This is a genomic window from Anaeromassilibacillus sp. An200 (assembly GCF_002160025.1).
Taxonomy (GTDB): domain Bacteria; phylum Bacillota; class Clostridia; order Oscillospirales; family Acutalibacteraceae; genus Caccousia; species Caccousia stercoris.
The window spans coordinates 114,590-132,035 of the sequence record NZ_NFJU01000002.1 but is presented as its reverse complement, the minus strand read 5'-3'; the positions used below and the strand labels follow the sequence as shown (position 1 = coordinate 132,035).

Sequence of the window (17,446 nt, the reverse complement as noted above, 5' to 3'; positions counted from 1 at the left end):
GAGGGGCTTTGCCCCTTCGAACCCCACGCTTTGTTTCCTACGTTCGTTTACCGCCCCCTTTCCCCCGTCACGGCCGGCCAAATTTGCGCTGACGCGCAAGACTGGGCGGCTGGTGGGGGAATCTCCCCAAATTAGCGTGGGGAATAATTTGGGGAGATTCCGTGGGTTGGGGTACGGGCTTGCGGGAAGCTGTGCGCGTCAATCAGCACCCCAGCTGAAAATTGCAGCCAACCTTCCGCGTTAATCCGTGTGAACAACGCGGGCCGCAAAGCAAGACCCCCTTGCGACGTGAGATCGCAAGGGGGTCGATGTGTTTTGCTATGGTTCGCCGCGGGACGCGGCGTGCGCGACTTGCGTGCAGACTCAGTCTGCCTTGAGGCGGAGGAAGAGGGACTTGAGGTCCTCGACGTTGGTGTCCTTCGGGTTGCCGGGACGGCAGGCGTCGGCATAGGCGGATTCCGCGAGGAAGGTGAGATCCTCTTCCTTGAGGGCGGGCAGGGTGGCGGGGATGCCCACGTCGGCGGAGAGCTTCGCGACGGCATCGACAGCGGCCTTGCGGTACTCGGCCTGGCTCATCGCGTCCACACCGGGAACACCCATGGCGCGCGCGATCTCGCGGTACTTCTCGCCGGTGCATTCGGCGTTATACTCCATCACGATGGGGAGCATCATGGCGCAGGCCACGCCGTGGGGCGTGTCGTAAACAGCGCCGAGGGTGTGCGCCATGGAGTGCGCGATGCCAAGGCCAACGTTCGAGAAGCCCATGCCCGCGATATACTGGGCGAGAGCCATGCCTTCGCGGCCTTCCTTGGTGTTCTCCACCGCGCCGCGCAGGGAGCGGGAAATGATCTCGATAGCCTTGAGATGGAACATGTCCGTCATCTCCCAGGCACCCTTGGTGATGTAGCCCTCAATGGCGTGGGTCAGCGCGTCCATGCCGGTGGCGGCGGTCAGGCCCTTGGGCATGGAGGACATCATATCGGGATCGACAATGGCCACAACGGGCATGTCGTGCGGGTCAACGCAGACGAACTTGCGCTTGCGCTCCACGTCGGTGATGACGTAGTTGATCGTCACCTCAGCGGCGGTGCCGGCCGTAGTCGGCACGGCGATGATCGGGACGCAGGGCTTCTTCGTGGGAGCCACGCCCTCAAGGCTGCGCACGTCGGCAAACTCGGGGTTGTTGATGATGATGCCGATCGCCTTGGAGGTGTCCATGGAGGAGCCGCCGCCGATGGCGATGATGTAGTCGGCTCCGGCGTCCTGGAACGCCTTCACGCCGTCTTTTACGTTTTCAATCGTCGGGTTGGCTTTGATGCCGGAGTAAATGGCATAAGCCAGACCGGCCTTGTCCAGCAGATCTGTGACCTTGGCCGTGACGCCGAACTTGATGAGATCCGGGTCGGAGCAAATGAGGGCCTTCGAGAAGCCGCGTGCCTTGGCTTCCGTGACGATCTCCGCGATCGCACCGGCGCCGTGGTAGGAGGTTTCATTGAGCATAATGCGGTTTGCCATAATTTCTGTCACTCCTCGTCAAAAATAAAAAAGGGGCGTGCGCCAGCAGGACGCACGCCCTCTGTCCCTTTCATGGTACAAAAACGGGACAAAAAAGTAAAGTGACAGATGATAAGAAATGTCTATTTTTCCGAAGCTTCTGTGGGTGGCTGCTCCGATTCCCCCAGCAGGCCATGCTGCCGGAACAATTCCGCCAGCGGAGCGGGAAACGCCTGCACCATGCGGAAAGCGAGCAGGGCCGGACTGTCCGGCATCCCGCCGAGCACCCATTTTACCGTCATCGCAATGGCTCCGCAGCAGTAGGCTTCCAGAAGGAACGCCATATTTTCGTCCGGCGATTGCCCGGTTTTGCTCCGGATCAGGTCGGTGAAGAAACGGAGGATCAGCTCCAGATCATGGTCGCGCAGGGAATTCTGCGCGTTGGAGCGGAAGGCCGCGCGGAAAAAGACGCGCTCCTGCCGGATAAACGCAAACTTGCGTTCATATCCCTCGCGCACGGTGCGCCCGCTGCCCATGTGCTCAAAGGATTCGAGAAGCAGCTTGTCGAAATACCAGTTGATCAGATCGTATTTATCCGCAAAATGGCGGTAAAACGTCTGCCGCGCCACACCCGCCTCGCGGACAATGCGGCTGACGGTCAGGCTGTCCACGGGGGTATCGCGCATGCAGCGGCGCGCCGCATCCGCCAGCTTGTATTGGATCGCTTCGCCGCGCTCTTGTGCCATTGCGTTTCCTCCTGATGTTCGCCCTTCTGAAAGGGCGTTCCGGTTACAGCAGCTCGATTCCCGCGTCGCGGCAGGCGGCGAGGGTAGCGTCGTCCCACACGGAAACCTGCACCTCGCCGATGTGCGCCTTGTGCAGCAGCAGCATGCACAGACGGGACTGCCCGATGCCGCCGCCGATCGTGAGCGGCAGCTTGCCTTCGAGCAGCATCTTATGGAAGGTCAGGGAACGGCGGCTGTTGCAGCCCGCTTCCGTAAGCTGGCGGTCCATCGCCGCAGGGTCCACGCGGATGCCCATGCTGGACAGTTCAATGGAGCGATCCAGCACCTCATCCCAGAAGAGCAGGTCGCCGTTGAGCGTCCAGTCGTCGTAGTCCGGGGCGCGTCCGTCGTGGCGTTCACCGGAGCGCAGGCGTCCGCCGATCTGCATGAGGAAGGCGGTGCGGCATTCGGCCAGCAGCGCGTCCTCGCGTTCCTTCGGGGAGAGATGCGGCCAGCGATCCTCCAGCTCCTGCGTCGTCACAAAGGTGATGTCGCGGGACAGCCCGCCGGGAAGCTGGGGGAAATAATATTGCAGCTCTTCGAGTGTGTTGCAGATCACACCCGCAATTTTGCGGACGGTTTCCTTCAGATAATCCACGTTGCGATCCTCGGGAAGAATGACCTTCTCCCAGTCCCACTGGTCGACGTAGATCGAGTGCAGGTTGTCAAGAACCTCATCGCGGCGAATGGCGTTCATGTCTGTCAGAAGGCCGTTGCCGGGGTGGAAATCGTAGCGGTACAGGGCCATGCGTTTCCACTTGGCCAGCGAATGCACGACCTGCGCGCCCTCGCCGCCGACGGCGGGAATGTCGAACGCCACCGGGCGCTCCACGCCGTTAAGGTCGTCGTTCAGGCCGCTGGACGGCTCAACGAACAGCGGGGCAGTGACGCGCTTGAGATGCAGCGCAAGGCACAGCTTCTGCTGAAACAGGTTCTTGATCAGGCCGATGGCCTTCTGCGTGTCGTACAGCCCGAGACAGGAGCGGTACCCTTCCGGAATCCAAACATGGTTCATGTCGATCACTCCCTCGCCCCCGCGCGCGCCGGGGCAGAATTATGCGGAATCCCGCTTTTTGCAGGAAACCAGTTGATAAATTGCAAAATAACATTTTTATTGTACCGCATGAAAGCAAGTCCTGTCAAGCGGGATCAGCTCTCCCAGCCGCGGTTCTGCGCCATTTCCAGGTATTGCTGCCAGGTGATCAGCACCTGGCGGGGCTTGCTGCCCTCGTGCGGGCCGACAACGCCCATCTGCTCCATCTCGTCGACCAGCCGCCCGGCGCGGGCATAGCCCAGGCGCAGCCTGCGCTGCAAGAGAGACGTGGACGCCTGCCCGGCCTCCACCACACAGCGTACCGCCTCGGGGATCATCGGATCGCCGTCCGGGGTGTCGTTTTCGCTGGACTGCTCCTGTGTGCCGCCGCGTTCAATTTCCTCCATCACGCCTTCGTCATACTCGGCGGAGGCGGCCTGGCGGATGAACTCCACAACGGCTTCAATTTCACGGTCATCGATAAAGCAGCCCTGCACACGGGTGGGCTTGTTGTTGCCGATGGGGGAGAAGAGCATATCTCCGCGTCCCAGCAGCTTTTCGGCTCCGCCCATGTCAAGGATGGTGCGGGAGTCCACCTGCGAGGACACGGCGAACGCGATGCGGCTGGGGATGTTCGCCTTGATGATGCCGGTGATGACGTCCACGGACGGCCGCTGCGTCGCAATGACCAGATGCATGCCGGCGGCGCGCGCCATCTGCGCGAGACGGCAGATGGAATCCTCCACCTCGTTCGGGGCAGCCATCATGAGGTCGGCCAGCTCGTCAATAATAATGACAATCTGCGGCATGTGCTCCATGCGCATGCCCTGCTCATCAATATAATTGCGCTCCTGTGCCAGACGGTTATAGGAGTTGAGATCGCGCACATTGTTGGCGGCAAACTGCTGGTAGCGCCGCAGCATCTCCGTTACCGCCCAGCCGAGCGCTCCGGCGGCCTTGCGCGGGTCTGTCACCACGGGGACAATGAGGTGGGGGATGCCGTTGTAAATTCCCAGCTCGACCACCTTCGGGTCGATCATGAGGAAGCGCACCTCCTGCGGCGTGCTCTTGTAAAGCAGGCTCACAATGAGCGAGTTGATGCACACGGACTTACCGGAGCCGGTGGAGCCGGCAATCAGCAGGTGGGGCATCTGCGCCAGATCGGCCATCACCAGCTCACCCGCGATATCGCGTCCGAGCACCGTGGTGAGCGGGCTTTCCGCGCGCCGGAACGCGGAGGATTCGATCAGCTCACGCATGCGCACCGTACTGACCTTCCGGTTCGGTACCTCGATTCCCACGGCGGCTTTGCCGGGGATCGGAGCTTCAATGCGCACGCCCGTGGCGGCAAGGTTCAGAGCGATGTCGTCGGAGAGATTTGTGATTTTGCTGATCTTCACGCCCGCGGCAGGCTGAAGCTCATACCGCGTCACCGCCGGACCCCGGCAGGCTTCCAGCATTGTGGCGCGTACGCCGAAGCTTTGCAGCGTCTCAATCAGCTTTTCGCCGTTGGCATTCAGCTCCTCCTCCACCGAGTCCATGTCCGGCTCAGGGCTGTATTCCAGCAGGGACGTGGGGATAGCGGGCACCTCGACGGTCGGTGTTTTGGGGGCGGGACGGATCGGTTTGACGGTAGCCTGGAAAACAGGCTGGGAAGCAGGCTGGGCCGCCGGTGCGGGAGAATTGGCGGGGGTACTGTTTATGGGGGCGCTGCTCACGGGAGCCGCGCTTATGGGTGGGGCAGCCGCCGGAGCATTGTTGACCGGAGCAGCGCTTACGACTGCGGCAGTATCGGGCGATGTGCTTGCCGGGACGGCGGGTGTTTCCGGCTGCTCGCTCTGCTCGGTGCTTTCCGCAGAAGCTTCTCCATCCGGCTCTGTGACAGCGGCCTCCGAGAGGATCTCGGCCGGTGCTGTCTCGCTTTCCTGGGAAATCTCAGGGGAAGCCTCCTCCCCCTCCTCCGGCTCTTCGTCGGGGAATTGCTCGATATCCCAGTTGGTGAAGAAGGGATCGTCGTCCCAGTCGTCGCTGTTATCCACATATACATAATGGCCGGATCCGGCGGGAGGCGGCAGGGGAAGGTCTGTTGCCGTTGGGGCAGGTTCCGGTTTCTCCGGCTCCGATTTTTCCGGCTCCGGCTGCTCCGGTTCGGGGGCCAGCGGGCCGCGGGTCAGGGGAGCGGGGGATTCGGAGGACGGCGGGGCGGACTGCGCATGATCGAGCAGCGCCGCCAGTGCCTGGGCCTGCTCCTCCTCCGTCAGAGCCGGTGCGGCGGTGGATGCCGCTTCCGGTTCTGGTTCTGGCTTCGGTTCTGGTTCCGGCTCCGGAGTGGGAAGAACCGGTTCCATGGTTTCCTCTGATTCCTCTGGTTCCTCCTCTTCTTCCGGTTCCTCCTGCGGTTCGGACGACAGACGCATCAGCGGGGCAGGGCGGCCGGAGGGATGGGAGACCGTCTGTTCCAGCCGATCCCAGATGGAGACGTCCGCCGGAGCGGATTCGGCGGCGGGTTCGGCCGGTTTGCTTGCCGGGGCAGGAGCGGCAGCCGGTTCTGCGGGCTCGGCAGGCTTCTCCGCCGGAACGGGAGCGGTGGGGCGGGAAGGCGGCTGTGCCGATTCAGAGACCAGAGCGATCAGGCGCTCACGCGCGGTGGGCTCGCGCGGCGTCTCCGGTTCCAGACGGGACACGGGCGCCCGGCCGTCAGGCGAACGGGCAGAGAATACCGGCGGCGCCGGAATCAGGCGGGCCGGAATCACAATACTGCGCGGATTGGGGCGGGGCTTTCCATAGATCTCCCGCACAGGGTAGACTGTGGGCTTTGGCGGCTCCGGTTTGAGCGGCACGGCCACAGGATAATACGGCTTTTTCGGCAGGGACGCATAGTAAGAGCGGTACGGCTCCGGCACCACATTGCGCTGGGCGGCGGGGCGGCGCGCTGCCGGTGGGGAAGCAGGGCGCGGCGGTGCGGAGGAACGAGCCCCTGTGTGCGCGGAAGAGGGGGCCTGTGTGCGGGAGACGGAAGTTTGCGGGCGTGCGGAGGGGAATGCTGCCGCCGGTGCGCTTGTCTGCCGCTGCGGGGAGGGGCTTGCCTGCGTGCTGTCCTGCCGGACAGCGGGCTTCTGTGCGGCAGGCTTCTGCACAGCGGGCTTTTGTGCGGCGGGTTTTTGCATGGGCGCATCCAGCGCAATGTCAATATTGAACGATCGGTTTGCCTGCGAAACGGGTCCCGATTCCCGCAAAACGCGGCGGCGCTCCTCCACAGGATCGCGGGGAGCCTCCGACCGGGGCGGGGTGCTCCGGCGCTGCTCCTCCTCACGTCCGCGCCCAAAGAGGGCGGAAAACCATCCTTCTTTTTTCCTTTTTTCGTGTCTGCTGGGCACCCCAGTCACCTGACCTTCCCGATAAGTTTGCTGCGGCCCCGAAGGGCTCCGTGTGAGAAGAAAAGCCGCCCGGCAGTTGGAGCGCGGGCGGGAAATCGTGTGCTATATATAATAGGATAGGAATATTATAGGGCTTTGCGGCGGCGTTTGTCAAATCCATGGAGACAAAAAAAGTACGCCCCGAAGGGCGTACCGAAAATCTGATATAAGGTTTATACTAGATTTATCTTCTGGCTGCAAAGCAATCGCTGCAGTAGACCGGACGGTCCTCTCTGGGCTGGAACGGAACCTTGCAGGGCTTTCCGCACTCGGCGCAGACAGCGTCGAACGTCTCGCGGGTACCACCGGCTTCGCCTCTGGCCGTCTTGCGGGCGGCACGGCAGGCCTTGCATCTCTGGGGCTCGTTGGTGAAGCCCTTCTCCGCGTAGAACTCCTGCTCACCAGCGGTGAACACGAACTCGGCGCCACATTCTTTGCAGATTAAAGTCTTGTCCTCGTACATTGGATGCTATACCTCGTTTACTCAAAATATGTGCTCCGAACTGACTCAGGCACTGTGATAACTATACGCTATCTTTTCGCTTTTGTCAATAGGTTCCAAAAAAGAAAGTTTTTTCTCTGAAAAAAACAGAAAAGCAGACGAATTTCTTATCATTCTGACACACCCCCACAGAATTATTCCAATTTCTTGGTGGTTTTCCACACAAAACCGAAGTTTTTAATGTGACAAAAGAATTTTAACGCCTGTTTTCCCTTGTGTTTTCCGATCCGGCAGGATATAATAAAAGCGAATATCCGGGTCCGCCGGGAATACGGGCTTCGCCCGGGGAAGGAGCTTCCTTTATGGATGTCGCAATCCTCGAGTTTTTCCGCGATTTTCTGCATAACGATTTTACCCGTTTCTTTTTTCCGCTTGTCAGCTTTCTTGGAAACGCGGGGCTGATCTGGCTGGCGGCCGCGGTGGTCCTGCTGTGCGTCCGGCGCTGGCGGCGTGTGGGAGTGCTGCTGCTGGCGGCGCTTGCCATCACCTTTTTGTTGAATGATATCGTTCTGAAAAACATTGTGGAGCGGCCGCGCCCCTTTGTGGATCATCCGGAGCTGATCCCCCCGATTCGCCTGCCAAGCGGTTTTTCGTTTCCCAGCGGGCATTCGGCCTCGTCCTTTGCGGCGGCGGCGGTGCTGCTGTTCTGCGGGAAACGGTGGTGGGGAATTGCTGCCGTGATTCTCGCAGCGCTGATTGCGTTTTCGCGCGCGTTCCTCTTTGTGCACTATCCCAGCGATGTGCTGATCGGCTCGCTGCTCGGCTTTGCGGTGGGGACGGCCTGCGTCTTTCTGGCGCGCCGCTTTTTTCCGTCGGAAACGCCGCTGGGCGTGTGGAAAATGGGGAAAAATAAAAAACAGGAATAATTCTTGTTTTCTATTGACAAACCCCTTTGCTGCCGCTATACTGAGAGACAGAAGGAAACGGTCCAAAGGGCCGATAAAAAAGGAGAGTATGCAAAATGGAAAAGTATATCTGCAACGCCTGTGGTTATATTTATGATCCCGCCGCCGGAGATCCGGATAACGGTATTGCCCCCGGCACCTCGTTTGCGGCTCTGCCCGACAGCTGGGTCTGCCCGCTGTGCGGCGTCGGCAAGGATATGTTCAGCGAGGAATAAGCCTTCCGGGAACAAAAGCAAGCGTTCGAGCCTTCCCCCGTGGTTTTGTACCATGGGAGGAAGGCTCTTTTTTTGTCTTATTTCTACAAAAAATACGGATGATTTCCGCTTTTGGCTCACTATTAACACTTTATTCATATATTTATCACCTAATAATCACTTGGCGCTGGTAAACTTGGGATTGCAATTATGGGGGATTTTCGCTAAAATAGGAACCGTGCGCACGGAGCAAAATTCAGAGAACTGACAAATCGGGAGATTTGGCTGTCCCCTCCCCGCTCTTTGGCGCAGGACCCCCACAGGGGAGAGGGCAAAGCATATAGGAGGAATTCAGGATGATCGAGGTCAAAAACCTCACGAAGCGGTACGGCTCAAATGTGGCTCTGGACCATGTGAGCTTCTCCGTGGAGGAGGGTACTATCCTGGGCTTTCTGGGGCCGAACGGCGCCGGTAAGTCCACCACGATGAACATCATCACAGGCTACCTCTCCGCCAGCGAGGGCGAAGTGACGGTGGCGGGACACAGCATCCTCGACGAGCCCGCCGAGGTCAAAAAGCTCATCGGCTATCTGCCGGAAATGCCGCCGCTGTATATGGACATGACGGTCAAGGAGTACCTTGATTTCATGTACGACCTCAAGAAGGTCAAGATCCCGAAGGAGAAGCACATCAAGGAGATCTGCAATCTTGTCAAGATCAACGATGTTTACAAGCGCCTGATTGCGAACCTGTCCAAAGGCTACAAGCAGCGCGTCGGCATCGCGCAGGCCCTGCTGGGCAATCCGCCGGTGCTCATCCTGGACGAACCGACCGTCGGCCTTGACCCGAAGCAGATCATCGAGATCCGCAACCTGATCAAAAACCTGGGCCGCAACCACACGGTTGTGCTCAGCTCCCACATTCTGCCCGAGGTGCAGGCCGTGTGCGAGAGAATCCTTGTGATCAACAAGGGTGTGATCGTCGCGGACGGCACGCCCGACAAGCTCAGCCATGATCTGTCGAGCGACCACCGCCTGATCGCCCGCATCGAGGGTCCGGAGCATGAGGTTCTGCAAAATCTGCGCTCGGTAAAGAACGTTATCGAGCTGCAATCCTTCGGAGAGAAGGAGCCGGGCGTGTGCGAGTATTCGATCGAGGGTGCTCCCGGCAAGGATCTGCGCCGCGATTTGTTTGCCTGCTGCACGCGCTGCGGCATGCCGCTTCTCGCGCTCAAGAGCAGCGATCTTTCGCTTGAGGACGTGTTCCTGCGCCTGACAAGCGATTCGTATATTCCGAAATCCATTCAGCATCCCGCGGTGATTCCGTCGGAGAGCTCCGAAGTGAAGGAAGGAGGGGATGAGGCATGACAGCGATCTGGAGACGTGAGCTGCGTTCCTATTATTATTCCCCTATCGCGTATGTGTTCATGGGAGTTGTCCTGTTCCTGTTCGGCGTGTATGATTTCCAGGTCGTCATGACAGGCTCCTCCTATTACATCGGCCAGGTGTACGGCATCATGTTCACCTGGTGCATGCTGTTCCTGCCCGCACTGACGATGAAAACGCTCAGTGAGGATCGCAAAAACAAGACGGATCAGGCCCTGATCACCGCGCCCGTGAGCGTGACGGCGATCGTCTGGGGCAAATTCCTGTCCGCCTTCACCGTGTATCTCATCACACTGGCCATCACGCTGATCCCCGCCTTCATCATCGGCGCGTTCTCGGATCCCACATGGTCGCATATTTTCGGCAACTTTGTCGCTTCGCTGCTGTACGGCGCGGCCATCATCGCGATCGGCGTGTTCATTTCCTCCCTCACGGAGAGCCAGATCGTCGCGCTGGTCGGTACGGTCGGCGTGAGCATCCTGCTGATGCTGATCGATTCCTTCGGCAGCATGCTGGACAACACCTTTTTCCAGACGGTTGTGTCCTGGATCTCCTTCCAGGCGCGTTATACCCCCTTCACCAACGGTATTTTCAATATCTCCAGCGTTGTCTTTTTCGTGAGCGTCGTCGCGGTGTTCAATTTCCTGACCGCCCGCAGGCTCGAAAGCAGAAGATGGAGCTAAAGGGAGGCATAAAACGATGAATCACGACAACGAGAAGAACCCGCGCGTGGACAGCACGCCGGAAAACACAGAGGACGTAAACGCTGCCGCTGAGTCCTCCCCGGAGATTTCCGAGGAGGCGCAGACTGCCGCCGAGCAGGCCAAAAAGCGCAGCGAGGAAAAGAACAAGAATAAGAAAAACAAGCAGAAGAAGGAAAAGGTTTCCCTGAAACAGATGTTTACCAGCCAGAAGTTCAAGCACGGCTCCATGGCCACCGCTTTGACGGCGGTGTTCATCGTGGTGGTTGTACTCGTGAACGTGCTGGTCGGCATTCTGGGCGAGCGCTTCCCGTCCATGAACCTGGATATGACCAAATCCGCGGATAACAGCCTCTCCGAGGAAGCCGGTGAGGTTGTGGACACGGTGGACGAAAAGACCGAGATCATCATCATGATGGAGGAGAGCACCGCCAAGGCGAATTCCAACTATCAGAAGGTGGATTCCATTTCCGCCAAAATGGCCGAGCGCAATTCCAACATCACCGTGGAATACAAAAACCCGGACAAGGAGCCCGGCATGCTCAGCGAGTATGACGGCCTGACCTCCGGCAGCGTGCTGGTGCGCACGGAGAAGCGTTACCGCGTGGTTACTTCCTCCGATCTGTTCCCTGTTAAGTACGATCAGAGCACCTACCAGCAGATCGCCTACACAGACGTCAACGGCGCTCTGGCTTCCGCGATCAGCGCCGTGAACGCCGACACCATGCCGATTGTCGCCTTTGACACCGGCCACAGTGAGATGCTGGATATGACCTCCTATAAGGAGATCCTCAACGACAACAACTTCGACACCGTGGATTTCAACCTTCTCACCGAGGAGATCCCCGAGTCCGCGCAGATCGTTGTGCTGGGCGTTCCCGCCACCGACCTTTCCGAAGCGGAGGTGGAGAAGCTGAACACCTACCTCAACGATACCACCACCTCTCTGGACCGCAGCGTGATGGTAGTGTGCTATCCGGCGCAGGGAGAGCTCCCCGTGCTTAACAGCTATCTGAACGAGTGGGGTATGAACGTAACCCCCGCCGAGGTCATTGAAGGCGATTCCGCCAGCTATGTCCAGTCCCCGGAGATGCTTCTCGCAAACGTTTCCGATTCGCTGGATCTCGACGGCGCGGACAGCTACAGCTATATCCTCAGCCCGCAGACCAACCCGATTGAAATTCTCTGGGAAGGCCGCAACAGTGTGACCACCTATCCGCTGCTGACCTCCTCTGAGTCGAGCTATCTCTATGATGTGGCCACGCAGGAGGAAAAGAAGGACGAAACCGCTTCGTACAATCTGGCCGCCGCGGGCGTGAAGATGATCAAGGGCGAGGACGGTGAGTATTTCAACGCCAATGTCATCGTCATCGGCAGCCCCTATCTCTTCAACGCTTCCTTTACCAATTCTTCCACCTATGGAAACGGTCAGTATATCACGGACCTCTCCAAGTACGCGACCGGAACCACCGGTTCCTCCACCGCGGTTTACAGCACGCCCACACAGACCGTCACGTATGATATCGCGATGTCCAACGGGCAGATCATGTTCATCGGCCTGGGCGTGTTCACCATCCTGATTCCGCTCGCCTTCCTGATCACCGGTATCGTTGTGTTCTTCCGCAGGAGGCATCTGTAAATGAAAAAAAACAGCAAATATCTGATTATCGCCCTGGCCTGCGTCGTGGTGCTGGGCGGCGCTGTCGCCGCCCTCACGCTGACGGGCGGCACAGGGGAGGACACCACCTCCTCGGCTGCCGCTTCTTCCTCCTCCACCGTTGCTCTGATTGAAAAGACGGACGAGGATCTGGCCAGCGTCACCGTCACAAATGAGACGGGGACCATCACCATCCACGCCCATACGGAGACGGTTGAAACCTCCTCGGAGGCTGCCTCCTCCGGCAGCGAGAGTGCGTCCAGCGAAGCCGCGGAGCCGCAGACCGAGGTAGTCTACGAGGTTGACGGTCTGGAGGGCCTGGCGCTGAACGACAATGTTTCCACCCTTGCAAAGGCGGGCTATTCCCTGACCGCGCAGAAATCGATTGGCACGGTGGAGAATCCCGAGGAATTCGGGCTGACCGATCCCACCGCGACGGTTTCGGCCGTGTATCAGGACGGCTCCACCTATTCCTACAGCATCGGTGTGGAAAACGGCGGCTATTATTATGTCCAGCCGGACGGCTCCGATGAAGTGTATCTTGCTTCGATCAGCTCCGTTCTGTTTGATTCCGTCAACGATCTGGCCGATACCGCGCTCTTTGAGCTGGAGATCGGCGAGGATACGTCCAGTGCCGCCAGCGTTGCACAGACGACCGGCACCTATACGGAGTCCGCGATTCTGGACGTTCTGCATCTTTCCGGCACGGCGTTTGAGCGCGCTGTGACGATCGAGTACGATCCCGAAGACGGCTATCTCATGACGGAGCCTCGCCATGCGACGGCAGATTCCACGAAGATGTCCGATATCACGACATCTCTCACCAGCCTTTCCGCGGACAGCCTGGTGAAAGCGCATCCTTCTCAGGAGGATTTGGAGTCCTACGGCCTTGCGGATCCCGCTGTTGTGTGTGAATTCACCTCGGGCGGCAAGGATTATGTGCTCAAGCTTTCCGCCACGGATGCCGACGGGAACCGCTACATCGTGTATGACGGCATCGACGCGGTGTTCCTGATTGCCAACAGCACAGTGACATCCTGGGCGGACGCGGATCCGTTCTATCTGCAAAGCACGCTCACCCTTCTTCCGAACATTATCACGGTAAGCGGGATGGATCTCACGGCAAATGGCCAGGATTATCACTTCACCATCGATCGCGAGGAGAATGAAGAGGAAAGCACAGAGGACAACACCGTCTATAATTATACGGTCAAAAACGGTGACGGTACGGTGCTGGACTATGAGGATAACTTCAAGCACTTCTATCTCACCCTCATCTCGATCACCGTCGCGGAGGATACGTGGGAAATGCCCACCGGAGAGCCGCAGTTTACCTGCACCTTCTCCTATTATGACGGCTCGGATCCCGATACGATCGAATACTATAAGGTTTCCGATCGCCGCTATGCGATCGTGGCCAACGGTGAGCTGATGGGCCTTGCCCTCTCCGACACCGTGGATCTCGCCATGAGCAACCTTGTCCTGCTCAACAACGGCGAAACCGTCCCCGATCCCAATTAACCAGATTGAATCTGGACACAAATCGCGCAAGCGGCGGGCAGGCCCGCCGCCCGGCTTAGGAAAAGAAATCGACCCTCTTGCGATCGGACGTCGCAAGAGGGTCTTGCTATGCTGCCCGCGGCCCAGCCACGGAGCGGCGCGGAAGGTTGGCTGTAATTTTTAGCTGAGTGAAAGTTTTCGCGCACGCCCCAAGGCTGAGCCTTGACACAAGTCGCGCATGCATTGTTGCGTTGTTTTTTATGGGGAAATCCGGTAGGCGTATATGACTGTTTCAGGAGATATCGCAGTTTTCCAGCAGGGAGAGCCATTCCTGCTCCGATCGGGCGTGGGAGAGACGAAGGGAATAAGAAAAATCGCTTCCCTCCCAGACGGCCAGCAGATAACCGGAGGAATCGCCCTTTAACATAACGCAAACGCCGTTTGCCGTGATTTCCGTCACGCTTTCATAGGTGCTGAAATCCCCGGAGGGATCCAGAGAGCCGCGTGCTTTTCGGAAGCAGGCGCTTTCGTCCTCCCCGAACCATTCGATCTGTGCCAGATCCTTTCCAAAGGCTGTGTATTCCGTCTTTTCCGCCGCGAAGGGTATTTCCGGCTCCGTGACGGCGAATCCCACAAGGGCGGCCAGCTCCTCCGCGGAAGCGGTGTTCACGGTGGGGGAAACGGGGTTTCCCACTGCGGATGAGACCGTGGACGGAGGAGCGATCAGGCGGGTGTGCATGACGCCCACCGCAGCAGCCGTCAGCAGAAGCAGGCAGGCCGCAGCCGAAACGACGCGGGGAATGGAGAGCCCGAAAAGGGAGGGGGCTCGTTTCGGACGGAGTTCTCCCAGAATACGCAGGCGCAGATCCTCCGTGACGGAAAGATGATCCATGATTTCCCTATATGTCGTCCTCAAAATCGTACTCCTCCTTTAAGATTTCTTTGAGACGCATCCTCCCGCGCTGAAGATGGGAACGCACGGTGGCTTCCTTCTGTCCCAGAATCCGTGCGATCTGCGGGGTGGAATACCCCTCCTGATAAAACAGATGGATGCTTTCGCGGTATTTGACAGGCAGGGACTTCACCGCCTCCCACACAAAGGACAAATCCTCGCGCTCCTCCTCCGCCAGCGTCTCGCCCAGCTCGTCCGTGGTGCGAAACCGGTTGTAGCGCAGCCGGTTTTTGCTCAGGTTTGCCGCCACCCGCAGAAACCATGCTTTGGCGTGGATTTCGTTCTCAAAGACAGGCTGGCACGTCCAGAAGCGGATCATGGTTTCCTGCAAGACTTCCTCCGCGTCGCTCTGATTATGCAGATAAGAGTAGGCAAAGCGGAGGATATTGCTGCCGAATTCCGTCAGGTACTGCTCGGTGCGCGCTTCCTTTTCCGCCTGGCCGGTCCGACCGCTGTCCGCAAGGAGCAAAGCGGCGGGACGGCTCAGCAGCAGCCGGACAGCTTTTAACAGCAGGGAGGCAGGGGGCGGGCAACGAATCAAAACGGGCCGTGGAAAACCTTCCACGGCCCGTTTGCTCTCAGCCTGCATCCTGAATGGCAATGGAATTGCCGGAGACAGTCACAGAATCCCCCTGCCCGTTCAGAAGCGCATCGATCAATCCCAGCGGCACATAGACGTTTTCCTGCGAAATGTAGGGAGCCATGCCGAAGGAGAACGGCGCGCTCATTCCCACCATCCCGGTGTGGCTGGTTGTGATCTGATACCGATCCACTCCCGGCATCACCACAGTGTGAACGTCGCCGGTGTCGACCAGAACCGATCCGTCCTCCTGCTGTGTGACGGTAAAGCCAAGCTCCCGCGCCACGGGGAAAAGAGGGATCATCAGGCAGGCGCTCTCTTCCAGCTCCACGCCATTCACCTGTAAGGAGTAAGCGCCGGGATCGGACGGAGCTTCACCGGAGACCGGCGGCGCGTCCTCCTGCGGTGCGGAAGAGAGCGGGAGCGGCGTTCCGCCTGCGGCAAAGGCGCTGGCGGCGGCTGTTCCCGCCAGAAGCGTCATCGTCAGAACAGCAGCGAGGATTTTCTTGCGAATCATAGAAACAATCTCCCTTCTTTGAGCCCTGGGGCTTCTTGGTATGACAATGAAGATACACCTGGGAGATGGATTCTGTTGCAGTCAGAGGAAATTTTTTTAAATTTATTTTTCGCTGCCCGCCTTCAAAATCGCGCCGGTGTTGCCGGAGGTCACGAGGGAGGCGTAGCGGGCAAGATATCCCGTTGTGATGCGCGGCGCGCGCGGCTGCCACTTGGCGCGGCGTGCGGCCAGCTCCTCATCGGAGACGCGCACATTCAGCTGGTTGTTCATGATATCCACATCGATGATATCGCCCTCCTCCACGAGCGCGATCGGGCCGCCCACGGCGGCTTCCGGGGAAACGTGGCCGATGGCCGCGCCGCGCGTCGCGCCGGAGAAGCGTCCGTCCGTGATGAGCGCCACGGTGGAGCCAAGGCCGCGTCCCATGATGGCCGAGGTTGGGTTGAGCATTTCGCGCATGCCGGGGCCGCCCTTCGGGCCTTCGTAGCGGATCACCACCACGTCGCCGTCGACGATCTTGCCGCCCATGATGGCCGCCATGGCGTCCTCCTCGCAGTCAAAGACGCGCGCCGGGCCGGAATGCTGGAGCATTTCGGGCGCAACGGCGGAGCGCTTTACAACGCAGGAATCGGGCGCGAGATTGCCGCGCAGCACCGCGATGCCGCCGGTCTTGCTGTACGGGTTCTCCACCGGACGGATGACTTCGGGATTCTTGTTCACGCTGTTCGCGATGTTTTCCCCGACCGTCTTGCCCGTGCAGGTGAGCAGATCCGTCTGAAGCAGGCCCAGCTTGTTGATCTCGTGCATCACGGCGTACACGCCGCCCGCTTCATAGAGATCCTCAATGTGATGCGGGCCAGCCGGGGCCAGATGGCACAGGTTCGGCGTGCGGTCGCTGATGTCGTTGGCCATATCCATGTTCAGCTCGATGCCGGCTTCATGGGCGATGGCGGGCAGGTGAAGCATGCTGTTTGTGCTGCATCCGATCGCCATGTCCATCGTCAGTGCGTTGCGGAACGCACCCTCGGTCATAATATCGCGCGGACGGATGTTGCGGCGCACCAGCTCCATGATCTGCATGCCCGCGTGCTTCGCGAGACGGATGCGCTCGGAGTAGACAGCCGGGATCGTGCCGTTGCCGGGCAGACCCATGCCGAGCACCTCGGTCAGGCAGTTCATCGAGTTCGCCGTATACATGCCGGAGCAGGAGCCGCACGTCGGGCAGGTCTTTTCCTCAAACTCGCGCAGCTTTTCCTCGGTAATTTTGCCCGCCGCGAACGCGCCCACAGCCTCGCTGGCCGCGGAGAAGCTGACCTTGCAGCCGTCCACCGTGCCCGCCAGCATCGGGCCGCCGCTGACGAAGATTGTCGGCAGGTTCAGGCGAGCCGCCGCCATGAGCAGGCCGGGCACGTTCTTGTCGCAGTTCGGCACCATCACAAGGCCGTCAAAGCCGTGCGCCATCGCCATGCATTCGGTCGAATCCGCGATCAGATCGCGCGTCACGAGCGAATACTTCATGCCTGAATGGCCCATGGCGATGCCGTCGCACACCGCGATCGCCGGGAACACCGCCGGGGTGCCGCCCGCCATCGCGACGCCGAGCTTAACCGCCTCCACAATCTTGTCAATGTTCATATGTCCCGGCACGATCTCGTTCTGCGAGCTCACAATGCCGATTAAGGGGCGCTTCATCTCCTCCTGTGTGAAGCCGAGCGCATTGAACAGCGCGCGGTGGGGAGCATTTTGCAGCCCGTTGATGATGGATTCGCTTTTCATGGGGTATCGCCGTCCTTTCCCTTTTTTCACGAGGTTATCATACAAGCAT

Annotated in this window: 15 protein-coding genes; 6 read left to right on the top strand and 9 right to left on the bottom strand. The window is 59.4% G+C overall.

The window, feature by feature from the left end; all coding sequences use genetic code 11:
* Positions 1 to 363: 363 nt before the first annotated feature.
* The 5 genes from fucO to B5F35_RS01720 all read right to left on the bottom strand — a co-directional run bounded on the left by fucO (position 364) and on the right by B5F35_RS01720 (position 7,191).
* Positions 364 to 1,515 carry a lactaldehyde reductase gene (gene fucO / locus B5F35_RS01740; RefSeq protein WP_087237461.1) on the bottom strand — a complete coding sequence of 384 codons (1,152 nt, stop codon included), beginning with the start codon at positions 1,513 to 1,515 and terminating at the stop codon, positions 364 to 366.
* Between the two features lie 122 nt (positions 1,516 to 1,637).
* The gene (locus B5F35_RS01735) at positions 1,638 to 2,240 is read right to left on the bottom strand and encodes a TetR family transcriptional regulator (RefSeq protein WP_087237459.1); all 603 of its coding nucleotides are present in this window, start codon (positions 2,238 to 2,240) and stop codon (positions 1,638 to 1,640) included.
* A gap of 43 nt (positions 2,241 to 2,283) precedes the next feature.
* Positions 2,284 to 3,294, bottom strand: coding sequence for an aspartate--ammonia ligase (gene asnA, locus B5F35_RS01730; protein ID WP_087237458.1), 1,011 nt, complete (start codon positions 3,292 to 3,294; stop codon positions 2,284 to 2,286).
* Positions 3,295 to 3,428: 134 nt separating this feature from the next.
* On the bottom strand, positions 3,429 to 6,689 hold the full coding sequence (locus B5F35_RS01725) for a DNA translocase FtsK (RefSeq protein WP_242969359.1): 3,261 nt from the start codon (positions 6,687 to 6,689) through the stop codon (positions 3,429 to 3,431).
* 223 nt (positions 6,690 to 6,912) lie between these two features.
* Positions 6,913 to 7,191 carry a zinc-ribbon domain containing protein gene (locus tag B5F35_RS01720; protein ID WP_087237457.1) on the bottom strand — a complete coding sequence of 93 codons (279 nt, stop codon included), beginning with the start codon at positions 7,189 to 7,191 and terminating at the stop codon, positions 6,913 to 6,915.
* 341 nt (positions 7,192 to 7,532) lie between these two features.
* Between B5F35_RS01720 and B5F35_RS01715 the strand changes: the two genes are divergently transcribed.
* From B5F35_RS01715 to B5F35_RS01690, 6 genes are all read left to right on the top strand, one after another.
* Positions 7,533 to 8,096, top strand: coding sequence for a phosphatase PAP2 family protein (locus B5F35_RS01715; protein WP_087237455.1), 564 nt, complete (start codon positions 7,533 to 7,535; stop codon positions 8,094 to 8,096).
* Positions 8,097 to 8,191: 95 nt separating this feature from the next.
* Positions 8,192 to 8,350: a rubredoxin gene (gene rd, locus B5F35_RS01710; protein ID WP_087237453.1), complete on the top strand. Its 159-nt coding sequence runs from the start codon at positions 8,192 to 8,194 to the stop codon at positions 8,348 to 8,350.
* Between the two features lie 335 nt (positions 8,351 to 8,685).
* On the top strand, positions 8,686 to 9,696 hold the full coding sequence (locus B5F35_RS01705; RefSeq protein ID WP_087237451.1) for an ABC transporter ATP-binding protein: 1,011 nt from the start codon (positions 8,686 to 8,688) through the stop codon (positions 9,694 to 9,696).
* The gene (locus tag B5F35_RS01700; protein ID WP_087237449.1) at positions 9,693 to 10,397 is read left to right on the top strand and encodes an ABC transporter permease; all 705 of its coding nucleotides are present in this window, start codon (positions 9,693 to 9,695) and stop codon (positions 10,395 to 10,397) included. The genes B5F35_RS01705 and B5F35_RS01700 overlap by 4 nt, the downstream gene beginning before the upstream one ends.
* A 16-nt stretch (positions 10,398 to 10,413) precedes the next feature.
* Complete coding sequence (locus tag B5F35_RS01695) at positions 10,414 to 12,054, top strand: motility-associated ABC transporter substrate-binding family protein (RefSeq protein WP_087237448.1); 1,641 nt, start codon at positions 10,414 to 10,416, stop codon at positions 12,052 to 12,054.
* Positions 12,055 to 13,593 carry a DUF4340 domain-containing protein gene (locus B5F35_RS01690; RefSeq protein ID WP_087237446.1) on the top strand — a complete coding sequence of 513 codons (1,539 nt, stop codon included), beginning with the start codon at positions 12,055 to 12,057 and terminating at the stop codon, positions 13,591 to 13,593.
* A 271-nt stretch (positions 13,594 to 13,864) separates the two neighbouring features.
* On the opposite strand, the gene B5F35_RS01685 is transcribed toward B5F35_RS01690, so the two are convergent.
* The 4 genes from B5F35_RS01685 to ilvD all read right to left on the bottom strand — a co-directional run bounded on the left by B5F35_RS01685 (position 13,865) and on the right by ilvD (position 17,397).
* Positions 13,865 to 14,488, bottom strand: coding sequence for a hypothetical protein (locus tag B5F35_RS01685; protein ID WP_140401120.1), 624 nt, complete (start codon positions 14,486 to 14,488; stop codon positions 13,865 to 13,867).
* The gene (locus B5F35_RS01680) at positions 14,472 to 15,089 is read right to left on the bottom strand and encodes an RNA polymerase sigma factor (RefSeq protein ID WP_242969358.1); all 618 of its coding nucleotides are present in this window, start codon (positions 15,087 to 15,089) and stop codon (positions 14,472 to 14,474) included. Before B5F35_RS01680 ends, B5F35_RS01685 begins: the two co-directional genes overlap by 17 nt.
* A 13-nt stretch (positions 15,090 to 15,102) precedes the next feature.
* Positions 15,103 to 15,621: a hypothetical protein gene (locus tag B5F35_RS01675; RefSeq protein WP_087237440.1), complete on the bottom strand. Its 519-nt coding sequence runs from the start codon at positions 15,619 to 15,621 to the stop codon at positions 15,103 to 15,105.
* A gap of 102 nt (positions 15,622 to 15,723) precedes the next feature.
* A complete protein-coding gene (ilvD, locus tag B5F35_RS01670; RefSeq protein WP_087237438.1) occupies positions 15,724 to 17,397 on the bottom strand; it encodes a dihydroxy-acid dehydratase in 1,674 nt (557 codons plus the stop codon).
* Positions 17,398 to 17,446: the final 49 nt, after the last annotated feature.

What these genes read in the sequence shown, in the direction of transcription:
- fucO (WP_087237461.1), bottom strand. Translation starts at nt 1,515, where the DNA reads ATGGCAAACCGCATTATGCTCAATGAAACCTCCTACCACGGCGCCGGT.
- B5F35_RS01735 (WP_087237459.1), bottom strand. Translation starts at nt 2,240, where the DNA reads ATGGCACAAGAGCGCGGCGAAGCGATCCAATACAAGCTGGCGGATGCG.
- asnA (WP_087237458.1), bottom strand. Translation starts at nt 3,294, where the DNA reads ATGAACCATGTTTGGATTCCGGAAGGGTACCGCTCCTGTCTCGGGCTG.
- B5F35_RS01720 (WP_087237457.1), bottom strand. Translation starts at nt 7,191, where the DNA reads ATGTACGAGGACAAGACTTTAATCTGCAAAGAATGTGGCGCCGAGTTC.
- B5F35_RS01715 (WP_087237455.1), top strand. Translation starts at nt 7,533, where the DNA reads ATGGATGTCGCAATCCTCGAGTTTTTCCGCGATTTTCTGCATAACGAT.
- rd (WP_087237453.1), top strand. Translation starts at nt 8,192, where the DNA reads ATGGAAAAGTATATCTGCAACGCCTGTGGTTATATTTATGATCCCGCC.
- B5F35_RS01705 (WP_087237451.1), top strand. Translation starts at nt 8,686, where the DNA reads ATGATCGAGGTCAAAAACCTCACGAAGCGGTACGGCTCAAATGTGGCT.
- B5F35_RS01700 (WP_087237449.1), top strand. Translation starts at nt 9,693, where the DNA reads ATGACAGCGATCTGGAGACGTGAGCTGCGTTCCTATTATTATTCCCCT.
- B5F35_RS01695 (WP_087237448.1), top strand. Translation starts at nt 10,414, where the DNA reads ATGAATCACGACAACGAGAAGAACCCGCGCGTGGACAGCACGCCGGAA.
- B5F35_RS01690 (WP_087237446.1), top strand. Translation starts at nt 12,055, where the DNA reads ATGAAAAAAAACAGCAAATATCTGATTATCGCCCTGGCCTGCGTCGTG.
- B5F35_RS01675 (WP_087237440.1), bottom strand. Translation starts at nt 15,621, where the DNA reads ATGATTCGCAAGAAAATCCTCGCTGCTGTTCTGACGATGACGCTTCTG.
- ilvD (WP_087237438.1), bottom strand. Translation starts at nt 17,397, where the DNA reads ATGAAAAGCGAATCCATCATCAACGGGCTGCAAAATGCTCCCCACCGC.